The organism is Streptomyces sp. NPDC014882, assembly GCF_043081325.1.
In the GTDB taxonomy this organism is placed as follows: Bacteria; Actinomycetota; Actinomycetes; order Streptomycetales; family Streptomycetaceae; genus Streptomyces.
Genome location: NZ_JBIBWL010000006.1, coordinates 273,271 through 289,462 on the forward strand (window position 1 = coordinate 273,271; position 16,192 = coordinate 289,462).

15 protein-coding genes and 1 pseudogene are annotated in these 16,192 nt (G+C 73.8%); 9 read left to right on the top strand and 7 right to left on the bottom strand.

Annotated elements, in window-relative coordinates:
• Positions 1-40 precede the first annotated feature (40 nt).
• The 4 genes and pseudogenes from ACF09K_RS17175 to ACF09K_RS17190 form a co-directional block, all read left to right on the top strand.
• Entirely contained in the window at positions 41-1,036 is a 996-nt protein-coding gene (locus tag ACF09K_RS17175; protein WP_392244340.1) for a fumarylacetoacetate hydrolase family protein, read from the top strand.
• Positions 1,033-1,989: a cyclase family protein gene (locus ACF09K_RS17180; RefSeq protein ID WP_392244342.1), complete on the top strand. Its 957-nt coding sequence runs from the start codon at positions 1,033-1,035 to the stop codon at positions 1,987-1,989. Before ACF09K_RS17175 ends, ACF09K_RS17180 begins: the two co-directional genes overlap by 4 nt.
• Positions 1,990-2,011: 22 nt before the next feature.
• Positions 2,012-3,142 carry an FAD-dependent oxidoreductase gene (locus tag ACF09K_RS17185; protein ID WP_392244343.1) on the top strand — a complete coding sequence of 377 codons (1,131 nt, stop codon included), beginning with the start codon at positions 2,012-2,014 and terminating at the stop codon, positions 3,140-3,142.
• A gap of 23 nt (positions 3,143-3,165) precedes the next feature.
• Positions 3,166-3,747 (top strand): annotated as a pseudogene (locus ACF09K_RS17190) (amidohydrolase family protein); the annotation flags it as partial.
• 155 nt (positions 3,748-3,902) lie between these two features.
• Here the strand turns inward: ACF09K_RS17190 and ACF09K_RS17195 are convergent.
• The 4 genes from ACF09K_RS17195 to ACF09K_RS17210 are packed head-to-tail and all read right to left on the bottom strand — an operon-like array spanning position 3,903 to position 8,493.
• Positions 3,903-5,969, bottom strand: coding sequence for an iron ABC transporter permease (locus ACF09K_RS17195; protein ID WP_392244344.1), 2,067 nt, complete (start codon positions 5,967-5,969; stop codon positions 3,903-3,905).
• 7 nt (positions 5,970-5,976) lie between these two features.
• Positions 5,977-6,963 (bottom strand): iron-siderophore ABC transporter substrate-binding protein, encoded by a 987-nt coding sequence (locus tag ACF09K_RS17200; protein ID WP_392244346.1) that lies wholly within the window; start codon positions 6,961-6,963, stop codon positions 5,977-5,979.
• On the bottom strand, positions 6,960-7,874 hold the full coding sequence (locus ACF09K_RS17205) for an ABC transporter ATP-binding protein (protein WP_392244347.1): 915 nt from the start codon (positions 7,872-7,874) through the stop codon (positions 6,960-6,962). Before ACF09K_RS17205 ends, ACF09K_RS17200 begins: the two co-directional genes overlap by 4 nt.
• Positions 7,875-7,908: 34 nt before the next feature.
• Positions 7,909-8,493: an MSMEG_1061 family FMN-dependent PPOX-type flavoprotein gene (locus tag ACF09K_RS17210; protein ID WP_392244348.1), complete on the bottom strand. Its 585-nt coding sequence runs from the start codon at positions 8,491-8,493 to the stop codon at positions 7,909-7,911.
• Between the two features lie 164 nt (positions 8,494-8,657).
• On the opposite strand from ACF09K_RS17210, the gene ACF09K_RS17215 reads away from it, so the two are divergent.
• Complete coding sequence (locus ACF09K_RS17215) at positions 8,658-9,038, top strand: hypothetical protein (protein WP_392244350.1); 381 nt, start codon at positions 8,658-8,660, stop codon at positions 9,036-9,038.
• Positions 9,039-9,106: 68 nt separating this feature from the next.
• Positions 9,107-9,328: a hypothetical protein gene (locus ACF09K_RS17220; protein WP_392244352.1), complete on the top strand. Its 222-nt coding sequence runs from the start codon at positions 9,107-9,109 to the stop codon at positions 9,326-9,328.
• Here ACF09K_RS17220 and ACF09K_RS17225 read toward each other — a convergent pair.
• On the bottom strand, positions 9,325-9,675 hold the full coding sequence (locus ACF09K_RS17225; RefSeq protein WP_392244357.1) for a carboxymuconolactone decarboxylase family protein: 351 nt from the start codon (positions 9,673-9,675) through the stop codon (positions 9,325-9,327). The two genes, ACF09K_RS17220 and ACF09K_RS17225, sit on opposite strands and share 4 nt — an antisense overlap.
• Before the next feature lie 849 nt (positions 9,676-10,524).
• Here ACF09K_RS17225 and ACF09K_RS17230 point away from each other — a divergent pair.
• Positions 10,525-10,956: a hypothetical protein gene (locus tag ACF09K_RS17230; protein WP_392244360.1), complete on the top strand. Its 432-nt coding sequence runs from the start codon at positions 10,525-10,527 to the stop codon at positions 10,954-10,956.
• A gap of 63 nt (positions 10,957-11,019) precedes the next feature.
• Complete coding sequence (locus ACF09K_RS17235) at positions 11,020-11,385, top strand: amphi-Trp domain-containing protein (protein WP_392244362.1); 366 nt, start codon at positions 11,020-11,022, stop codon at positions 11,383-11,385.
• A gap of 85 nt (positions 11,386-11,470) precedes the next feature.
• Here ACF09K_RS17235 and ACF09K_RS17240 read toward each other — a convergent pair whose 3' ends face one another.
• Positions 11,471-12,601, bottom strand: coding sequence for a hypothetical protein (locus tag ACF09K_RS17240; RefSeq protein WP_392244364.1), 1,131 nt, complete (start codon positions 12,599-12,601; stop codon positions 11,471-11,473).
• A 36-nt stretch (positions 12,602-12,637) separates the two neighbouring features.
• Positions 12,638-14,698: a TPR end-of-group domain-containing protein gene (locus tag ACF09K_RS17245; protein WP_392244365.1), complete on the bottom strand. Its 2,061-nt coding sequence runs from the start codon at positions 14,696-14,698 to the stop codon at positions 12,638-12,640.
• A 550-nt stretch (positions 14,699-15,248) separates the two neighbouring features.
• Between ACF09K_RS17245 and ACF09K_RS17250 the strand changes: the two genes are divergently transcribed.
• Positions 15,249-16,145, top strand: a complete 897-nt coding sequence (locus ACF09K_RS17250; protein ID WP_392244367.1) for a YihY/virulence factor BrkB family protein — start codon at positions 15,249-15,251, stop codon at positions 16,143-16,145.
• The last annotated feature ends 47 nt before the right edge of the window (positions 16,146-16,192 follow it).

Here is a 16,192-nt window from a genome sequence, read left to right on the forward strand (position 1 = left end):
GGGTCCAGATTAGTCGCACCGCAACCAGGAGGACACGTCCGTGACACCCGAACCCGTCTCCGCGCTCTTCGCCGGACCGTTCGCCCTCGCCACGCTGTCGGCCCCGGACGGGCCGGCCTTCCCCGCGCTCGTCACCGCGGACGCCCGGGTGGTCGACCTGCGCTCCGCCCTCGGCGACGGTCCGCCGGACGTCCGCGGTCTGCTGGAGGACTGGGAGGCCATCCTGCCGCGGCTGCGGGCGCTGGCCGGGCAGGACGGCGTCACCCGCGGGCCGCTGGCGGACTTCCGCGTGCACGCCCCCGTCGAGCCGCGGCAGGTGTTCCAGTCGGGGGCGAACTACCGGCAGCACGTGATCGACCTGCACGTCGCCCACCGGGCGCCGGGGGACGACCGGCCCGAGGAGGAGCGGCGCGCCGAGGCCGCGGAGATCATGGACCGGCGGGCGGCCGAGGACCTGCCGTACGTGTTCCTCGGCCTGCCGAGCGCCGTCACCGGCCCGTACGACGACGTCGTCCTGCCGGCGTGGGCCGAGAAGCCGGACTGGGAACTGGAGTTGGCGGCCGTGATCGGCCGGCCCGCCCACCGGGTGTCCGTGGCGGAGGCCCTGGAGCACGTCGCCGGGTACACGATCGCCAACGACCTCACCGACCGCGCCACGGTCTTCCGCCGCGACATGCCGCAGATCGGCACCGACTGGCTGCGCAGCAAGAACGCCCCCGGCTTCACTCCGCTCGGCCCCTGGATCGTGCCCGCCGAGTCGATCGCGGACACCGGAGACCTGCGGGTCACGCTGAAGCTGAACGGCGAGACGATGCAGGACGAGTCCACCGCGGACATGATCTTCGACGTGGCCCGGATGGTGTCGTACGCCTCCCAGAGCGCCCGGCTGCTCCCCGGCGACCTGGTGCTGACCGGGTCCCCGGCCGGGAACGGCATGCACCGGGGCCGGCTGCTGCGCGACGGCGACGTGATGGAGGGGACGGTCACCGGGCTCGGCGCGCAGCGCACCCGTTGTGTCGCGGAGGGCGCCGCGTGAACCGCGACGATCCCGAGGGCGCGATCGCCGAGGCCGCGAAGGCGTGTTCCAACTGGGGGCGCTGGGGCGAGGACGACGTGCTCGGTACGCTGAACTTCCTCGACGCGGCCAAGCGCCGCGAGGGCGCCGCGCTCGTGCGGCGGGGCGTGAGCTTCTCGCTCTCCCAGCGCTTCGACATGAACGGCCCGCAGAAGGGCCGGCGGCGGCGCACCAACCCGGTGCACACCATGCTGGACACCGGCACCGACGCCGCCCTCGGCAACCAGGGCTTCCCGCACGGCATCGGCGGCGCCGACGACGTGATCGCGATGCCGCTCCAGTGCTCCACCCAGTGGGACGGGCTGGGGCACATCTTCGACCACGGCAGGGCCTGGAACGGGCGCGCGGCCGAGAAGGTCGTCACCTCCGACGGCGACCTCGTCACCGGCATCGAGCACATGGCGCCGCACGTCGCCGGGCGCGGGGTGCTCCTGGACGTCGGCCGGGTCGTCGGCGACGACGGCGGACTGCCCGACGGTTTCGCGATCACCGAGGAGCACCTCACCGCGACCGCCGACGCGCACGGGGTGGCCGTCGGACGCGGCGACATCGTGCTCGTCCGCACCGGGCAGCTCGCGCGGGCCCGACGCGACGGCTGGGGCGACTACGCCGGCGGTCCCGCGCCCGGCCTGTCGTTCACCACGGCCGGCTGGCTGCACGGCAGCGAGATCGCCGCGATCGCCACCGACACCTGGGGCTTCGAGGTCCGCCCGAACGAGTTCGCGCACGCCTTCCAGCCATTGCACCAGGTCGTGATCCCCCACGTGGGCCTGCTGATCGGCGAGATGTGGGACCTCGACGCCCTCGCGGCGGACTGCGCCGACGACGGTGTCCACGCGTTCTGGCTCACCGCCGCGCCGCTGCCCATCACCGGCGCCGTCGGCTCCCCCGTCAACCCGATCGCCGTCAAGTAACGCGAGGAACAAGGGAGTTCCCATGAACCAAGCCCGCACGGTCCTCGTCGTCGGCGGCGGCGCGGCCGGCAACGCCGTGACGATCCTGCTGCGTCGGGCCGGCATCGCCGTGGACCTGGTCGAGGCCAGGGACGACTGGAACGCCACCGCCGGCTCCGGCATCACCCTCCAGGGCAACGCCCTGCGGGTGCTGCGCGAACTCGGCGTGTGGGAGCGGGTGCAGGCGTCCGGCTTCGGCTTCGGCTCCGTCGGCATCACCGCCCCCGACGGCACCGTCCTGCACGTCGCCCGCGACATCCGCACCGGGGGCGACGACCTGCCCGCCACCGTGGGCATGCAGCGCCCCCGGCTCCAGCGGATCCTCATCGACGCCGTGCGCGCGAGCGGCGCGTCGGTCCGGCTCGGCACCACCGCCGAGATCCTGGACCAGGACGCCGAGGGTGTCCTCGTCCGCCTCGGCGACGGCACCGAGACCCGCTACGACCTGGTGATCGCCGCCGACGGCCTCGGCTCCGCCACCCGCGCCGCGATCGGCGTCACCGACAGGCCCGAGCCCACCGGCATGGCCATCTGGCGCGTCGCCGCCCCCCGCCCGGCCGGCGTGGTCCGCACCGACCTCACCTACGGCGGCCCGGCCTACATCGCCGGCTACTGCCCCACCGGCGAGAGCACCCTGTACGCCTACGTCGTCGAGGCCCACCGCGACCGCGCCTCGATACCGGCCGGGTCGTACGCCGACGAGATGCGGCGCCTGGCCTCGGCGTACGGCGGTTTCTGGCCGGAGATCACCCGGCACATCACCGACCCGGCGAAGGTCAACTACACCTGGTTCGACCGGCTGCTGGTCGAGGGCTCCTGGCACCGCGGCCGGGTCGTCCTGGTGGGCGACGCCGCGCACTGCTGCCCGCCCACGCTCGCCCAGGGCGCGGCGCTGTCCCTGGAGGACGCCTGGGTCCTCGCACGGTTGCTGACCGGCTCGGACACCTGGGACGACGCGCTGTTCCAGGCGTACCACGAGCGGCGGATCGCCCGGGTGCGTCCGGTCGTCGAGGCGTCCGTGCAGATCGGGCGGTGGCAGCTGGACGGGGTGCGCGACGCCGACCTGCCCGGCCTGATGGGCCGGATCATGACCATGCTCAGGGAACTGCCGTGACCGGCACCACCCCTCGTGGGGACGTGACGTCCGCGCCCGTCCCGGCCGGCGGCCCCGCCCCCGTCCCGACCGTCGACGTGCACGCGCACGTCCTGCTGCCCGAGGTCGACGCGCTCGTGGCCGGGCTGCCCGGCCACGCCGCGGCCCGGGAGCTCGACGCCCGGCGCAACGGCCCCGCCGCCCTGGCGGTGAGCGGCCCCATGGTCCGCGACCGCGTCCCCCGGCTGACCGACGTGGCCGTACGCCTCGCCGCGATGGACGCCCAGGGCGTGGACGTGCAGCTGGTCAGCCCCTCCCCCTCGCACTCCCACTACTGGGCGGACGAGGAGACGGCCGGGAAGGTCTGCCGGATCGCGAACGAGGCGACGGCCGCGCACTGTTCGGCCGCCCCGGACCGGCTGCGCGGACTCGGACTCGTCCCGCTCCAGCACCCGGACCTGCTGGTCCGCGCCCTGGACCACGCCCTGGAACAGGGGCTGGCCGGAGTGGAGATCTCCAGCCACGCCCCCGGGCGGGACCTCTCCGACCCGGCGTACGAGCCCTTCTGGTCCCGGGCCGAGGAGAGCGGCGCGCTGCTCTTCCTGCATCCCTTCGGCTGCACCGTGGTCACGGGCGCGGCCCGCGGCCGGGGCGCCGCCGAGGCAGCGGCCCTCGTCCGGGAGGGTGCCCGCGTCATCGCCACCGACGTGAGCGACGCGCCCGGCTGACCCCGGGGTTCGCCGCCGGCCCGCTGCCCGTCGGCGGGCAGCGGGCCGGCGGGCTAGCGGCGGCCGCGTACGAGCAGGTACAGGAAGTACGGCGTTCCGATCGCCGCCGTCACGAGGCCCGCGCCGAGCTGGGCGGGGGCGATGACCGTGCGGCCGATCAGGTCGGCGACGCCGACGAGGGCCGCGCCGAGCAGGACGGCGACCGGCACCACCCGCACGTGCCGCCGGCCCACGAGGGTGCGCGCCGCGTGCGGCGCGACGAGGCCCACGAAGCCGATGGTGCCGGCCGAGGCGACGGCGGTCGCGCTGAGCAGGACGCCCACCGCGAGGAAGCCCGGGCGGACCCGGGACGGCCGCAGGCCGAGCAGGCGCGGGGTGTCCCCGTCCAGGGACACGAGGTCCAGTTCGGTGCGCCGGGCGACCGCCACGACGACGCCCAGCGCCAGCACCAGCGCGACGGGCAGGACGTCCGGCATGGTCCGCCCGTACGTCGAACCGGACAGCCAGGTCAGCGCCTTGGTGGCGTTGAAGGGGTCGGTGAGCACGATGAGCAGGCTGATCAGCGCCGTCGTGGCGGCGGCCACGCCGACGCCGACGAGGACCAGCCGGTTCTGCCGGTACCCGCCCCGGGCGGCGAGGCCGAAGACGACGACGGAGGCCGTCGCGGCCCCGGCGAACGCGGCCCCCGCGAGGGCCCAGGAGCCGGCGGCGGGCACGGTGGTGACGAGGAGCACGGCGCCCAGCGCGGCTCCGCCGGAGACGCCGAGGACGCCGGGTTCGGCCAGCGGGTTGCGGGTGACGGCCTGCACCAGCGTGCCGGCCAGGGCGAGCGCCGCGCCCGCGCACAGGGCGGCGAGCACGCGCGGCACCCGGGTGTCCAGGACGAAGGAGACCGTGCGGCCGGCCCGCCCCTGCGCCCAGTTGACGACGTCGCCGAACAGGAGCCCGGTGTCGCCCAGCAGCACGCCGGCGACCGTGACGCCGGCGACCGCGGCGACGAGGGCGGCCACCGTCACCAGGAACGCCGTCCGGCCGGGGGTGCGCAGCCGGTCCGGAGGGCCCGCCTCGGCGGTGTCCCGCAGCCGCAGGGCCGTCACCACCAGGAACACGGCGCCGACGAGGCCGGTGACGACTCCGGTGGGGACGGCCACCGCCGTGTCCGCGGGCACCAGGGCCCGCAGCAGGACGTCCGCCCCGAGGACCAGCCCCGCACCGGCAAGGCCGGTCGCGGGCCAGTTCGCACGGGCGCGGACGAAGGCCGGGAACCGGCGGGCGAGCGGGCGGGTCAGGGCCGGGGCGCACAGGCCGACGAAGCCGATGGGCCCCGCCAGGGTGACCGCGGCGGCCGACAGCAGTGCCGCCAGGACGACCACCGTGACGCGGGTGGCGCGGACCGGGACGCCGAGCCCGCGCGCGGCGTCGTCGCCGAGGGCGAGCGCGTCGACCCGGCGGGCGGTGAGCAGCAGGCCGGCGAGGCCGGCCGCGGCGACGGGCAGCATCTGCAGGACGCCGTCGAAGCCGTTCTGGGCGATGCTGCCCTGGTTCCACCGGTACAGGCCCTCGGTCTGTTCGGGGAACAGCAGGAGCAGGCCCTCGGTCACGGAGTTGAGGCCGAGGGCCAGCGCGGTGCCGGCGAGGACCAGCCGTACGGTGCCCGTGCCGAGGCCGGACAGGGCGAGGACGACGCCCGCGGCCAGGAGTCCCCCGGCGAAGGCCACCCCGGAGGAGGCGAGCAGCGGCAGCGAGACGCCGGTGGCGCCGACCAGGCCGAGCGCCAGGTAGGAACCGGCGTTCACGGCGAGGGTGTCGGGCGAGGCGAGCACGTTGCGGCTGACGGCCTGGAGTGCGGCGCCGGCGACCGCGAGGACGGCGCCGACCAGGAGTCCCGCGGCCGCGCGCGGCAGCCGGGAGGCGATCACGACGGACGCGTCCGCCGGATCGGCCCGCCCGGTCAGGGCCTTGAGGACCTCGGCCGGTCCGACGGCGGCCGTGCCCTGGGTGACGTCGACGACGGCGAGGGCGGCGACCAGGAGCGCCAGCGCGGCCGTCACCGCGGCGGCCCCCCTGCGGGGCGGGGCCGCCTGCGGACGGGTGGCGGGGGCGGTCGCGGTGACGGTCATGGCCCCGTTACTTCGTCAGCGCGTCGACGACCGCGTCGACGTACGCCTGCATCGAGCCGGGTCCGCCGAACATCCAGATGCCGTCGGGCAGTCGGTGCACCTCGCCGGCCTTCACGAACGGCAGGGACGTCCACACGGCGTTCTTCGCCAGGGCCCCGGTGAAGGGGGTGCTGTTCTCGTCGCCGTCGCTGCCGATGTAGGCGAACCGGGTGTCCTTCGGCAGGGCGGTGAGGCCCTCGACGTCGGTGGTGCCGAGGCCGTAGCTCGCGTCGCCCTCGACGGTCCAGGGGTTCTTCAGGCCGAGCGCCTCGTTGACGCTGCCGATCAGCGAGCCGCCGGTGTACGGGCGCAGGGAGACCTGGTTGGAGGTGACGTACCCGTCGGCGAAGGCCAGTCCGGTGCCGTCGAGACCGGCGTCGGCGAGGGCCTTGCGGCCTTCGGCGACCTTGGCCTCCCAGGCGGTGCGGACCGCCTGGGCCTTGTCGGTGGTGCCGGTGGCCCGCGCGATGAGGTCGATGTTGTCCAGCATCAGCCCGATCTGGTCGGCGGCGTCGGCGGACTTCACCTCCAGCACGGGGGCGATCCTGCGCAGTTGCTTCACGGCGGCGGGCGGCAGGTCGGTGGTGGCGAGGACCAGGTCGGGCGCGAGGGAGGCGATGGTGTCCGTGCTCGGCTCGCCGCGGGTGCCGATGTCCTTGGGCTCGCCGGTCAGCGGGACGGCGGTGTCCCAGGTCTTGTAGCCCTTGACGTCGGCGACGCCGACGGGCTCGACGCCGAGGGTCAGGAGGCTCTCGGTGACGTTCCACTCGGTGGTGACGACCTTGGTGGCGGGGCCGTCGAGCGTGACCTCCGTACCGGTGGCGCCGGTAAGGGTGATGGCCCCGGAGGTCTTCTTCGAGTTCGAGCTGTCGGCGGCGGGCTCGGTGGTGCCGCACGCGGCGAGGGTGAGCGCCGCGGCGGTGGTGGCGGCCGCGGTGAGCAGGAGGCGTCTCATGAGGTGGTGCCGAGCCTTTCGCTGGGGGTGTGGCGGGTGTCGGGGGTATCTGGGGTGTGGCGGGTGTGAGGGGCGCGGCGGGTGTGGTGGCGGCCGACGGCCCGGGTGCGCAGCCGGCCGGTGAGGGGGTCGTGGTCGACCTCGACGCGGATGCCGTAGACGGCGGTGAGGCGTTGCGGTGTCAGGACGTCCCCGGGCGGGCCGTCGGCGACGACGCGGCCCGCCTCGAGCAGCGCGATCCGGTCGGCGACGGCCGCCGCCTGGTCGAGGTCGTGGAGGACGACGCCGACGGCGATGCCGTGCTCGTCCGCCAGGTCGCGGATCAGGTCGAGGAGTTCGACCTGGTAGCGCAGGTCGAGGTAGGTCGTGGGCTCGTCCAGGAGCAGGACGCCGGTCTCCTGCGCGAGGCAGCCGGCGAGCCAGACCCGCTGCAACTGCCCGCCGGACAGGTGGTCGGCGCCGCGTTCGGCGAGGTCGGTGACACCGGTCAGGGCGAGCGCCCGGTCGACCGCGGCGGCCGCGTCCGGGTCGGGCCGGCCGAAGCGGCCGCGGTAGGGGTAGCGGCCGAACTCGACGATGTCGCGCACGGTCAGGCCGCCGGGTGTCGGGCGGCTCTGGGTCAGCAGGGCGACGTGGCGCGAGAACTCACGGGGCGTCAGGGCGAGGCCGTCGGTGTCGTGGTCGATCCGGATCACGGCGTGCCGGGCCCGCTGCAACCGGGCGATCGTGCGCAGGAGCGTGGACTTCCCGCTGCCGTTGGGGCCGACCAGGGCGGTCACCTCACCGGGGCGCAGCCCGATCGCGGCGCCGTGGACGACGTCGACGCCGTCGTACGACACCGTGACGTCCGTGGCCGCCAGTTCGTGGCCGCGCAGGCGTGGGGTGCCGGTTGTCTCTCCACCAGATCTCACGTCAATTAGGTTAGCCTAACCTTATTGACTTCGATCACGCGGGGGCGGCTCCGTCCTGACCGGCCGGCCAGGACCGCGGGTCCCACAGACCCGAACGCCGCAGCGACTGCGGGCAGTGCAGGTAGATCTCGTCGATCTCCAGCACCAGGGCGAGCGCGGGGCGCCGGCCGTCCCGCGCCATGGCGTCGAAGAACGGGGCGTCGGTGAGGACGCGGGCCCGCCCGTTGACCCGCAGGATCTCCTTGCCGCCCGGGACCAGGTACAGCAGGCCGGCGTGCGGGTTGTCGAGGATGTTGTGGAAGCTGTCGCCGCGCCGGTTGCCCGGCCGGTCGGGCAGGGCGAGCGTGCGCGCGTCGACGACGTGGGTGAACCCCGGACCGTCCCCGCGCGGGGAGACGTCGCAGTTGCCGTCCGCGTCGGAGGTGGCCAGCAGGCAGAAGGGCGAGCGGGCCAGGATGTCCAGATCCTGGCCGGTGAGCCGGTCGTGGACCTTCTCGATCACCACGGGCCAGGGCTCGCCCAGCACTTCGCGCAGTTCGGCACGCGAGCCCAGCTCGACCCAGCCGCTCCCGGCGGCTCCGCCCGGCCCGTCCACGGCGGTGTCGGTCACGTACGGCAAGGGGGACTCCAGGGGTGCGTGCGGCAGGTGGTTGCGCACTGAACATTAACGCAAGTTAGGTTCGCCTTGCCTTACCGACAGGGGCGCGGTGTCACCGGTGCCGTACGCCGGGGCCCGGGGCGAGTCGGGTGTCGACCAGGCACGACTCGGGTAACCGGGCACGCATGTTCAAGCATCGGCGCGTGCGCGTCACCTGTGTCCTGGTGGTCGGCTGGATCTTCTTCACCGTCGTGGAACAGCGGTCGGGGCAGACCACGTGGCCGGCATCGCTGCTGCACGCGCTGGTCTGGGCCCTCGCCGTGTCGGGCACCTGGTGGTTCGCCGAGATGACGCAGCTGGGACCGCGGTCCGCCCGCCCCGTTCCGCCCGCTTCGGCGACGGACTCCTCGCGGCGGCCGGGCGTTCCGGCGACCGCCCTCCCCGGGGAGGGCGGGGGCCGGCGGCAACGGCGACCGGCGGGAACGGGAACGGGAACGGGAACGGGAACCGGCGGGAGCGGGGACCGGCGGCGGGACGCGCGCGAGGGCGGGCGCCGCTCGGCATGAAGGCACCCGGCCGGGATACCCGATGCCCCGGTGGCAGAACCGCCACCCACGGTTCTCAGGGGGACACCATGCCGGTCAGGCCCAGCAACGCGCTCACCGTCGCCGCGGCGGCGCTCGCCGGAAGCGGAGTGGCCGTCAGCGCCCTCCTGTGGTGGAAACACCGCTCCCCCGCCGGCCGGAACCCGCTCCAGGCCTGGCCCCCGTCGCTCGGCGATCCCCGCACGATGTCACCCGAGGACCTGCTGCGCCGGCACTGGAGCACGCTGCAACCGCTGGACCTGACGCGCTAGGAGCGGTCGTCCTCGGAGCCGACGTCGAGCCCGAAGGCTTCGCCGATGCTGCGGGCCGCGGACACCACGCGGGCACTCCCCACCACGGGAGCGATCGCGACGAGCGTCCCCCGGATCTTCTCCAACGGCACACCGAGTTCCGCGGCGGTGCCGATGTTGAGGAGATAGGAGGGGGCGGAGGCGTCCATGGCCACCAGGGCGGCGATGCGTGCCAGGAGGTACGTCTCCTCGTCCAGCCCGGAACGCTCGAACGTGTCCAGGGTCATCTGGACGAGCGTCTCGAACACGGGGGCGTCCGCTTCGGCGAGGGCCGCGACGCCTTCGGCACCTGTCTCTTTCCGTGCCATGGTTCACGTTTCCTTCCTGGTGGTGCTGGGGTGCGCCTCCCAGGGAAGCCGGGTCCGCCGCGGACCGCCTCACCCGCAGGAGGTGACCCGCCCGTCGCCGCAGGCCGGGCGCCGCGGAGGCTGCGCGGTGGAGCGGCCGGGGTCTCCGCCGCGCCCGGCCTCCCACCGGAAGCACGGACGCGGAGAAACCGCCCCCGTTGCCCGGCGCACGACGTGCGGCCCACCCGCCACTCGACGGTCCTGGGACGGGTGGACGACGGCTGCTCGCCGGGTGGGCCGCCATTGGCCCGGGCCACGTGCCCGGCCGCACCGGCCGACGCACGCGGGATCCCGTGAGGAGCGCTGCGCCCGTGGACAGGACCGCCTCACCGGTACGGGGGGGGGGCGGCGCGCCGTGCGGAGAGTCCCCCGGAGCGGGTGATACCGGGCCGGGTCGGCACGGCGGAGTGCGCCCCGCCGAACCCCGCCCTCGCCGCGCCGCTGCTCCCTCTGCCCCCACCGGCCCACACTTCCTGCCGGAGCGTGCCGCACCCGGCGGCTCCGCCGGGCCGCTCGCCCGTACGGGCGTCCCGTACTCCGCGCTCGGCGTGCCCGGGACGGCCGGTTGCGGTGGCAGTGTCCCGAGGCAGGCGCTGCCGGCCTCCCCGACCGCGCGTCCGCGCGGATCCTCCTGCAACCGCACCGTGAACTGCCCGTCGGGCGTTGTCGGTCGGGCGCTCCCGGCAGGACGCCGTCGGGTGGGCGCCCCGAGGTGCGGTGAGGCGCCGGTGGGCAGAAATTGGAAGTAACCCGACCGGCCGAACGCGCAGACACGGCCGTGCGGGGCCGTACGACAGGAAGGAGCCGGAAATGGCCAGCCATGTGAGTGGAGCTCACTCGGGTGCGGTGGCGCGGAGCGCGGAGAGGGGCAGGGCCGGGAGCGGTTGGCTGGTCTTCGCCTCCGTCCTGATGATCTTCGGCGGTCTGATGATGATCTTCGAGGGCATCGCGGCCATCGCTGAGGACGACGTGTTCGTCACCACCCGCGACTACGCGTACGCGTTCGATCTCACCGGATGGGGCTGGATCCATCTGGTCATGGGCGTGATCGTCACCCTGGCCGGTGCGGCCCTGTTGCAGGGCGCCACGTGGGCCAGGGTCGTCGGGGTGACGCTGGCGGGCCTGGCCATGCTGGCGAACTTCCTGTGGATTCCCTACGCGCCGCTCTGGGCCATCGTCCTGATCGCGATCAACGGCTTCGTGATCTGGGCCCTGTGCACTGCCCCCGGCCCGTCGCAGTGACGGGCGGAGAACCACGTCGAGATGCGGTCCGGTGTCCAGGCCGTATCCGGATCGGAGACCCCCATGAAGGACCTCACGTTCGAGCGGAAGCGCTCGCTGTCCCGCCAGGAGGCCGCCGAGCAACTGGCCGCGCTCGCGGCGGCGCTGAGGGAGGACGGGGACGCCGCATGGGAACTCGGTCCGGGAACGCTGAGCCTGCGGGTCCCCGACCGTCTTCGCAGCGAGATCGAGATCGAGATCGGTGACGGGGAGGTCGAGCTGGAGATCGAACTCAAGTGGTCGACGGCTGTGCCCCGGACACAGCCGTCGCGAACGGCCGAGGACACGAACGAGGCCGCCACGGGGAAGAAGGCGCCCACGGAGCCGGGGCAGAAGAGAACCGGCACCACGGCCCGGGACAGCAAGCGGTCCGCGACGAAGGCGTCCTGAGGCGCGCGAGGACCCCGGGGTGCGCGCCCTCCCTCCGAGGGCTGCGGCGTGCGGGACGTCGCCGCCCCGTGACCACCGACGGCCCTCATCTGTGCTGGGGCCAGGCCAGGCCCTGGGCGTGTTCCGACCGCCTGCGGCCGCCGTCGGGGAAGCCGTGGCCGTGCCCCGCGCCGGTGGATCCCCTGCCCCGGCGGGAGGTCTCCCCCGTCGTGCGCTCGCGCTCGGATTCCCTCTTGCTCAGGAACCCGACGAACTCCTTGTCCCGGCAGAGTTCCAGCACCTGTATCGCCTCCCGGTAGGTCCGCGCGCCCATCGTTCTCACCGGCAGGCCGACGTCCGGCAGTCCGATGCGCTTCGCCTCGTGGCAGTCGATCGGGAAGAGGTGGTGTGTGTAGCCGTAGACGAGCTGACGGGCGATGCCGTTGATCTTCTGCCTGTCGGGTTCCGGTTTCTTGGCCTCCAGCAGCTTGCGGGTGTACCGCTCCCCGATCATCAGGCTGCGGCCCCAGCCCCCGAAGTCCAGGGCGCTCACGCTCCGCAGCATCGGCTGGATCGCTCCCAGGGCGAACGCGGACGCCTTGTCGAGCAGGTCCCCCGCCGAGACTTTCCGCTCGGTCGTGGTGATGAGCGCGTTCACCAGGTCGTCCATCGTCGTCCGGCCGAACTTCCGCACGTAGTCGACACTCTGGTAGCAGTCGAGAGCCGAGACCCGATGGGCGGGGTTGCGGGGGTCGTGGACCTGGGTGTCCAACGGGCCGAGTTCACCGAACGGCGACATGTGGAGCTCGTGCCCGCCCAGGGCGAGGAGCGTACTGGCGCTCTTCGCGCGCCTGGGGACGAACACCTCGAGGTGGTCCGTGTAGGCCGACAGGCAGAGCGCCATCGCGTACGCGCAGTCCAGACTGCCCCCCGGGGAGTCCAGCAGCAGGTTGATGCGGAGCCGCCGGTCGGGTCCGTCCGGGTGCGGATAACCGAAGACGCGCAGGAGAGCCTCCCTCAGACGGCTGTCCGTGCCTGGCCCCGAGTTCGCCGACGTGAGCTTTCCGGAGACGAGCAGCCACACTCCGCCGGCGTGCTTCGCGAACTCGTTGCCCAGGCGCACCACGGCGCGGCGCTCGGCCTCGGTCATCGGCGCGGTCTCGTACGGTCCGTCGGCGCTGAACGCGCTGGGCCGCTCGTCGCCGACGATCGGCTCGGTGGGGCTGTTGTCGTTCATCGGACGCCTCCTGACACCGTCGGACTCTTCCTGACCTCATCCGTGTGTGATCCGGACCGGAACGGCCGTCGGTCTCCCCGCGTGCCTGGCGACCCAGTCCTCGATGTTCTCCTCGGAGAGGGGTGGTACCTGTCGGGCGTCGGCGAGTTGATTGACACGTTGGAGCTTCTCCGCGTCCCGGCGGAGGGCGGCGAGGCCGGCGGCGTCGTGGATCTCCACGGCCGTGAGCAGGTTCGTCCAGGCGATGGCGTGCTTCTCGCTGGGGCACTCCTCCACCAGCCGGGAGATCTCCCGCATCCAGCGGAGGGTCTCGCCCCTCAGGTGAGGGAAGGTGGACCGGCCGGCCGCACCGAGAAGTTCTCCCGGGTGCCGGAAGCCGCACCGCAGCAGTTCGCGTTCGTAGGGCCGGAACGCCTCGATGTCGGTGACGTCGGTCTGGTCGATCAGGTCCACCAGCCTCATCCGGTGCCTCTCGTCGGTCAGCAGCGACTCGAACGAGGGGTCGGTCCGCGCCGATTCCCGCAGCTCCCGCGACCCGAGGGCGAGTTCCAGGGAGTGCAGCGCGTCGTCGCGCCGCCCTTCCTCGGCGAGCCGGCACGCCCGCAGGTAGTGGTGCAGCGGGCCGACGGGACCGTCGTACCGGCGCGTCCCGGTCTCGCCGAGGATCTCCATGGTCGGCAGCATGGTTTCGCCGAACTTCTTCAGCCCCTTGTCCGGGCTGTCGACGGCCGCGCGGGTCAGATCGCGCAGCTGCTCGGTGGCACGGCGGGCGGCCGCCGCCTGGCCCTCCCTCTTCTTCGGGTCGGTGAGCAGGAGTGCGCAGTTGCGGCGGGCGTAGACGAGCGACCGTGCGGCGCGCATGGTCAGGGCGAGGTATCCGCCGTCCTTCGCCTCGTCGTTCTTCCTCCTGAAGTCCTGGTACAGATCCTCGACGCGCCGGGCGTAACGCAGCTCGTCGTCCGGCTGACCGCAGGTGGCGCCCGCCCGGTGGTACAGGTACCCCAACCGCGCCGCGTCGTTCCCGGGGTCGTTGTCCACCGCGGTCGCGAAGAGCTGTTCCGCGGCCCGGAGATCGGACTGCCAGGGCGGTGTTCCGGCCAGTATCTGGCAGGCGAGACCACGCCAGCGTGTCGCACCGCAGAGACCCGAACGGAGGCCGGGGTGGGCTTCGCTGAGACGCATCAGCAGGAAGGCGGCGGCCCCGGTGAGCACGTCGTGCACCGAGGATGCGGAGCCGTCCCCGGCCGCACCCGCCGACGGGCCGAAGCCGTCCAGTCCGAGTTCCGACCGGTAGACGATCGTGGAGTCGGCCAGTCCGGAGTTGCGTTTGAGGGTCGCCGTGGCCGTCTCCCCGTCGATGACCACGATGTCGGCCCGCCAGGGTGCGCTGGCGAAGAGCGTCAGGCCGAACCGGACCATGTCGACAGCCAGTTGCCCTTGGGAGGGGAGCGCCGCGACCGCCTCCTTGGGCAGGGTCAGGACGTCCGTGCCCTGCGGAGAGGCCAGGCCGCGGGGTTTGTGACTCATGGCCACCATGCGGGAGGCCACATAGGCGGCATTGACGGCGTCCTCCTTCCCCTTGGGGTCGCGGACGGTGACGCGCATGGTCAGCCGCGTGCCCACGCCGAGTCCCAGCGTGACGACTCCGGCGGCGGTCAGGACTCCCGCCGTCACGTAGTCCTGGTAGGAAGAACCCTTCAGGGGGTTCCCCTCGAAGGGCAAGGCGGAGAAGGAAGCCGCGTAGAGCAGCACCGCCACCGTCCACAACAGGGGTGGGAGCGGCACGCTCATGATCCGGTCCGGGAGCACGAGGAACAGGACGAGCACGGCGAAGGCCACGAAGGACATGACCAACGCCACCGTCCCTGCTGCTCGGCTCGCGCTCGGGGTGTCCGCGTCCACCGCGAAGAGCGTCCAGGGAACCGACACGGCGAGGACGAACACCAGTCCGGTCGCGGTGAACACCCACCACTGGAACTGCCGGAACGCCCAGACGAGCGACGGCCGAACGGCGAAGGCGACCGCACGCGCCGCCAGGAGAAGCCCCACCGTGACCATCGCCCACTGGGCCACGGGGCTCCAGAAGCTTCCGCTCAACAAGAGGTCGGATGCGCAGGTGTCGGAAACCACAGGAATCACTTCCCGGCGCGAAGGATCCGGCGAGAGCCCCCTCCCCCATGCCTCATCGTCTCGCGCCTCGTGCCGCGTCGCCAACGCGGGGAAGGGCGTGGCCGGGCGGACGGAGGAGCCGGGGCGTGTCAGCCTCGGAGGGCAGTCGGACGGCCGTTCGGCCGAGGGCGCGCTCGTCGGCGGCGCGGTCGGGTGGGCTCGCTCGGGTCCGCGGTCCGGACCGCGGCGGACGACGCTGCCCGGGCCGGCCCGGGCAGACGTCCTCGGGCCGGCCTGCGCCCGCCGCCCGCCCCTGCGGCGCCCGTCACCCGGTCCGGCGGGGACGTGGGCGGGCGATTCGCGGGTATCCGCGCCACAGACCCGGAACTTCGCGTCCTGGACACGGCCGGCCGGCCGGTCCCGCGGCCGGGCGGTTCACCCGGTGGAAGCGGTCCGCCGGCCGGGGGGAGGACGGGCCATGAGGGTGCGCGCGCGACGGGGGAACGACGGTCCGGGACCTCGTCCCCTTCCCTCCCCCGTGGCGGCCGCGCCCCGGACCGGTCCGCCCGCCGACGCGGCGACGGCCTCCGCACGGCGGTTGCCGCCCTCGTGGGGCCCCGCCCTGCGCCGCACCCCCGCGTCGATGTGGCGTGACGACGTGTCCGACTACGCGGCCGCCCTCACCTACTACGCCATCCTGGCCGTCCTGCCCTCCCTCCTGGTCGCTGTCATCGCCTTCAGCCTGGTCAGCCCCGCCACCGCGGGCGACTTCATCGCGCACGTGACGGCCTACGCCCCGGGGCAGTCCGGGAGCGAACTCGAGGGGGTCATGGTCCGGATGACGCGGCGCAGCTCCGCGGCCTGGGCGCTGCTGGGCGCCTGCACGGTGAGCGCCCTGTGGTCCGCCTCCAGCTACCTGGCCGTGTTCCGCCGGGCCCTGCACCGCATGCATCACGTCGCCGACCGCCGCTCCCCCCTGCGCAAGGCCCACCGCATCGTGCTCACCGCCTTCGCCCTGCTGGCCCTGCTCCTCGTCAGTTCGCTGCTCCTGCTGGTGACCGGCCCGGTCGCGGAGGCCGTCGGCGGTCTCCTGGGGCTCGACGAGGTGGCCGCCCGGGTCTGGGCCCTGCTGCGCTGGCCCCTTCTCCTGGGGCTGGTCGCGCTCCTGGTCGTCATCGTCTTCCACACGGGCCCGGCCCCGGCGCGGCTGCGCAGGCACAGCCTGCCCGGTGGCGCCCTGGCGGCGGGCCTGTGGCTCACCGTCTCCGCGGGGTTCGCGCTCTACGCCTCCGCCCTGAGCACCTACAGCAGGCTGTACGGCTCGCTCGCCGGCGTCGTCGTCTTCCTGGTCTGGCTGTGGCTGTCCAACCTCTCCCTGCTCGCCGGGGCCCAGTTCACGGCCGAGCTGAACAGGCAGCCGTCACCCCGCCGGTGACGGCAGACGGCCCCGGCGCGGCTCGTCCGCCGTGGCCGGCGGGACCC

Bases quoted from the DNA above. Each gene is read 5' to 3' on its own strand.
- ACF09K_RS17220 (WP_392244352.1), top strand. From the start codon at position 9,107: ATGCCGGTCAGGCCCAGCAACGCGCTCACCGTCGCCGCGGCGGCGCTC.
- ACF09K_RS17240 (WP_392244364.1), bottom strand. From the start codon at position 12,601: ATGAACGACAACAGCCCCACCGAGCCGATCGTCGGCGACGAGCGGCCC.
- ACF09K_RS17230 (WP_392244360.1), top strand. From the start codon at position 10,525: ATGGCCAGCCATGTGAGTGGAGCTCACTCGGGTGCGGTGGCGCGGAGC.
- ACF09K_RS17215 (WP_392244350.1), top strand. From the start codon at position 8,658: ATGTTCAAGCATCGGCGCGTGCGCGTCACCTGTGTCCTGGTGGTCGGC.
- ACF09K_RS17235 (WP_392244362.1), top strand. From the start codon at position 11,020: ATGAAGGACCTCACGTTCGAGCGGAAGCGCTCGCTGTCCCGCCAGGAG.
- ACF09K_RS17225 (WP_392244357.1), bottom strand. From the start codon at position 9,675: ATGGCACGGAAAGAGACAGGTGCCGAAGGCGTCGCGGCCCTCGCCGAA.
- ACF09K_RS17185 (WP_392244343.1), top strand. From the start codon at position 2,012: ATGAACCAAGCCCGCACGGTCCTCGTCGTCGGCGGCGGCGCGGCCGGC.
- ACF09K_RS17200 (WP_392244346.1), bottom strand. From the start codon at position 6,963: ATGAGACGCCTCCTGCTCACCGCGGCCGCCACCACCGCCGCGGCGCTC.
- ACF09K_RS17195 (WP_392244344.1), bottom strand. From the start codon at position 5,969: ATGACCGTCACCGCGACCGCCCCCGCCACCCGTCCGCAGGCGGCCCCG.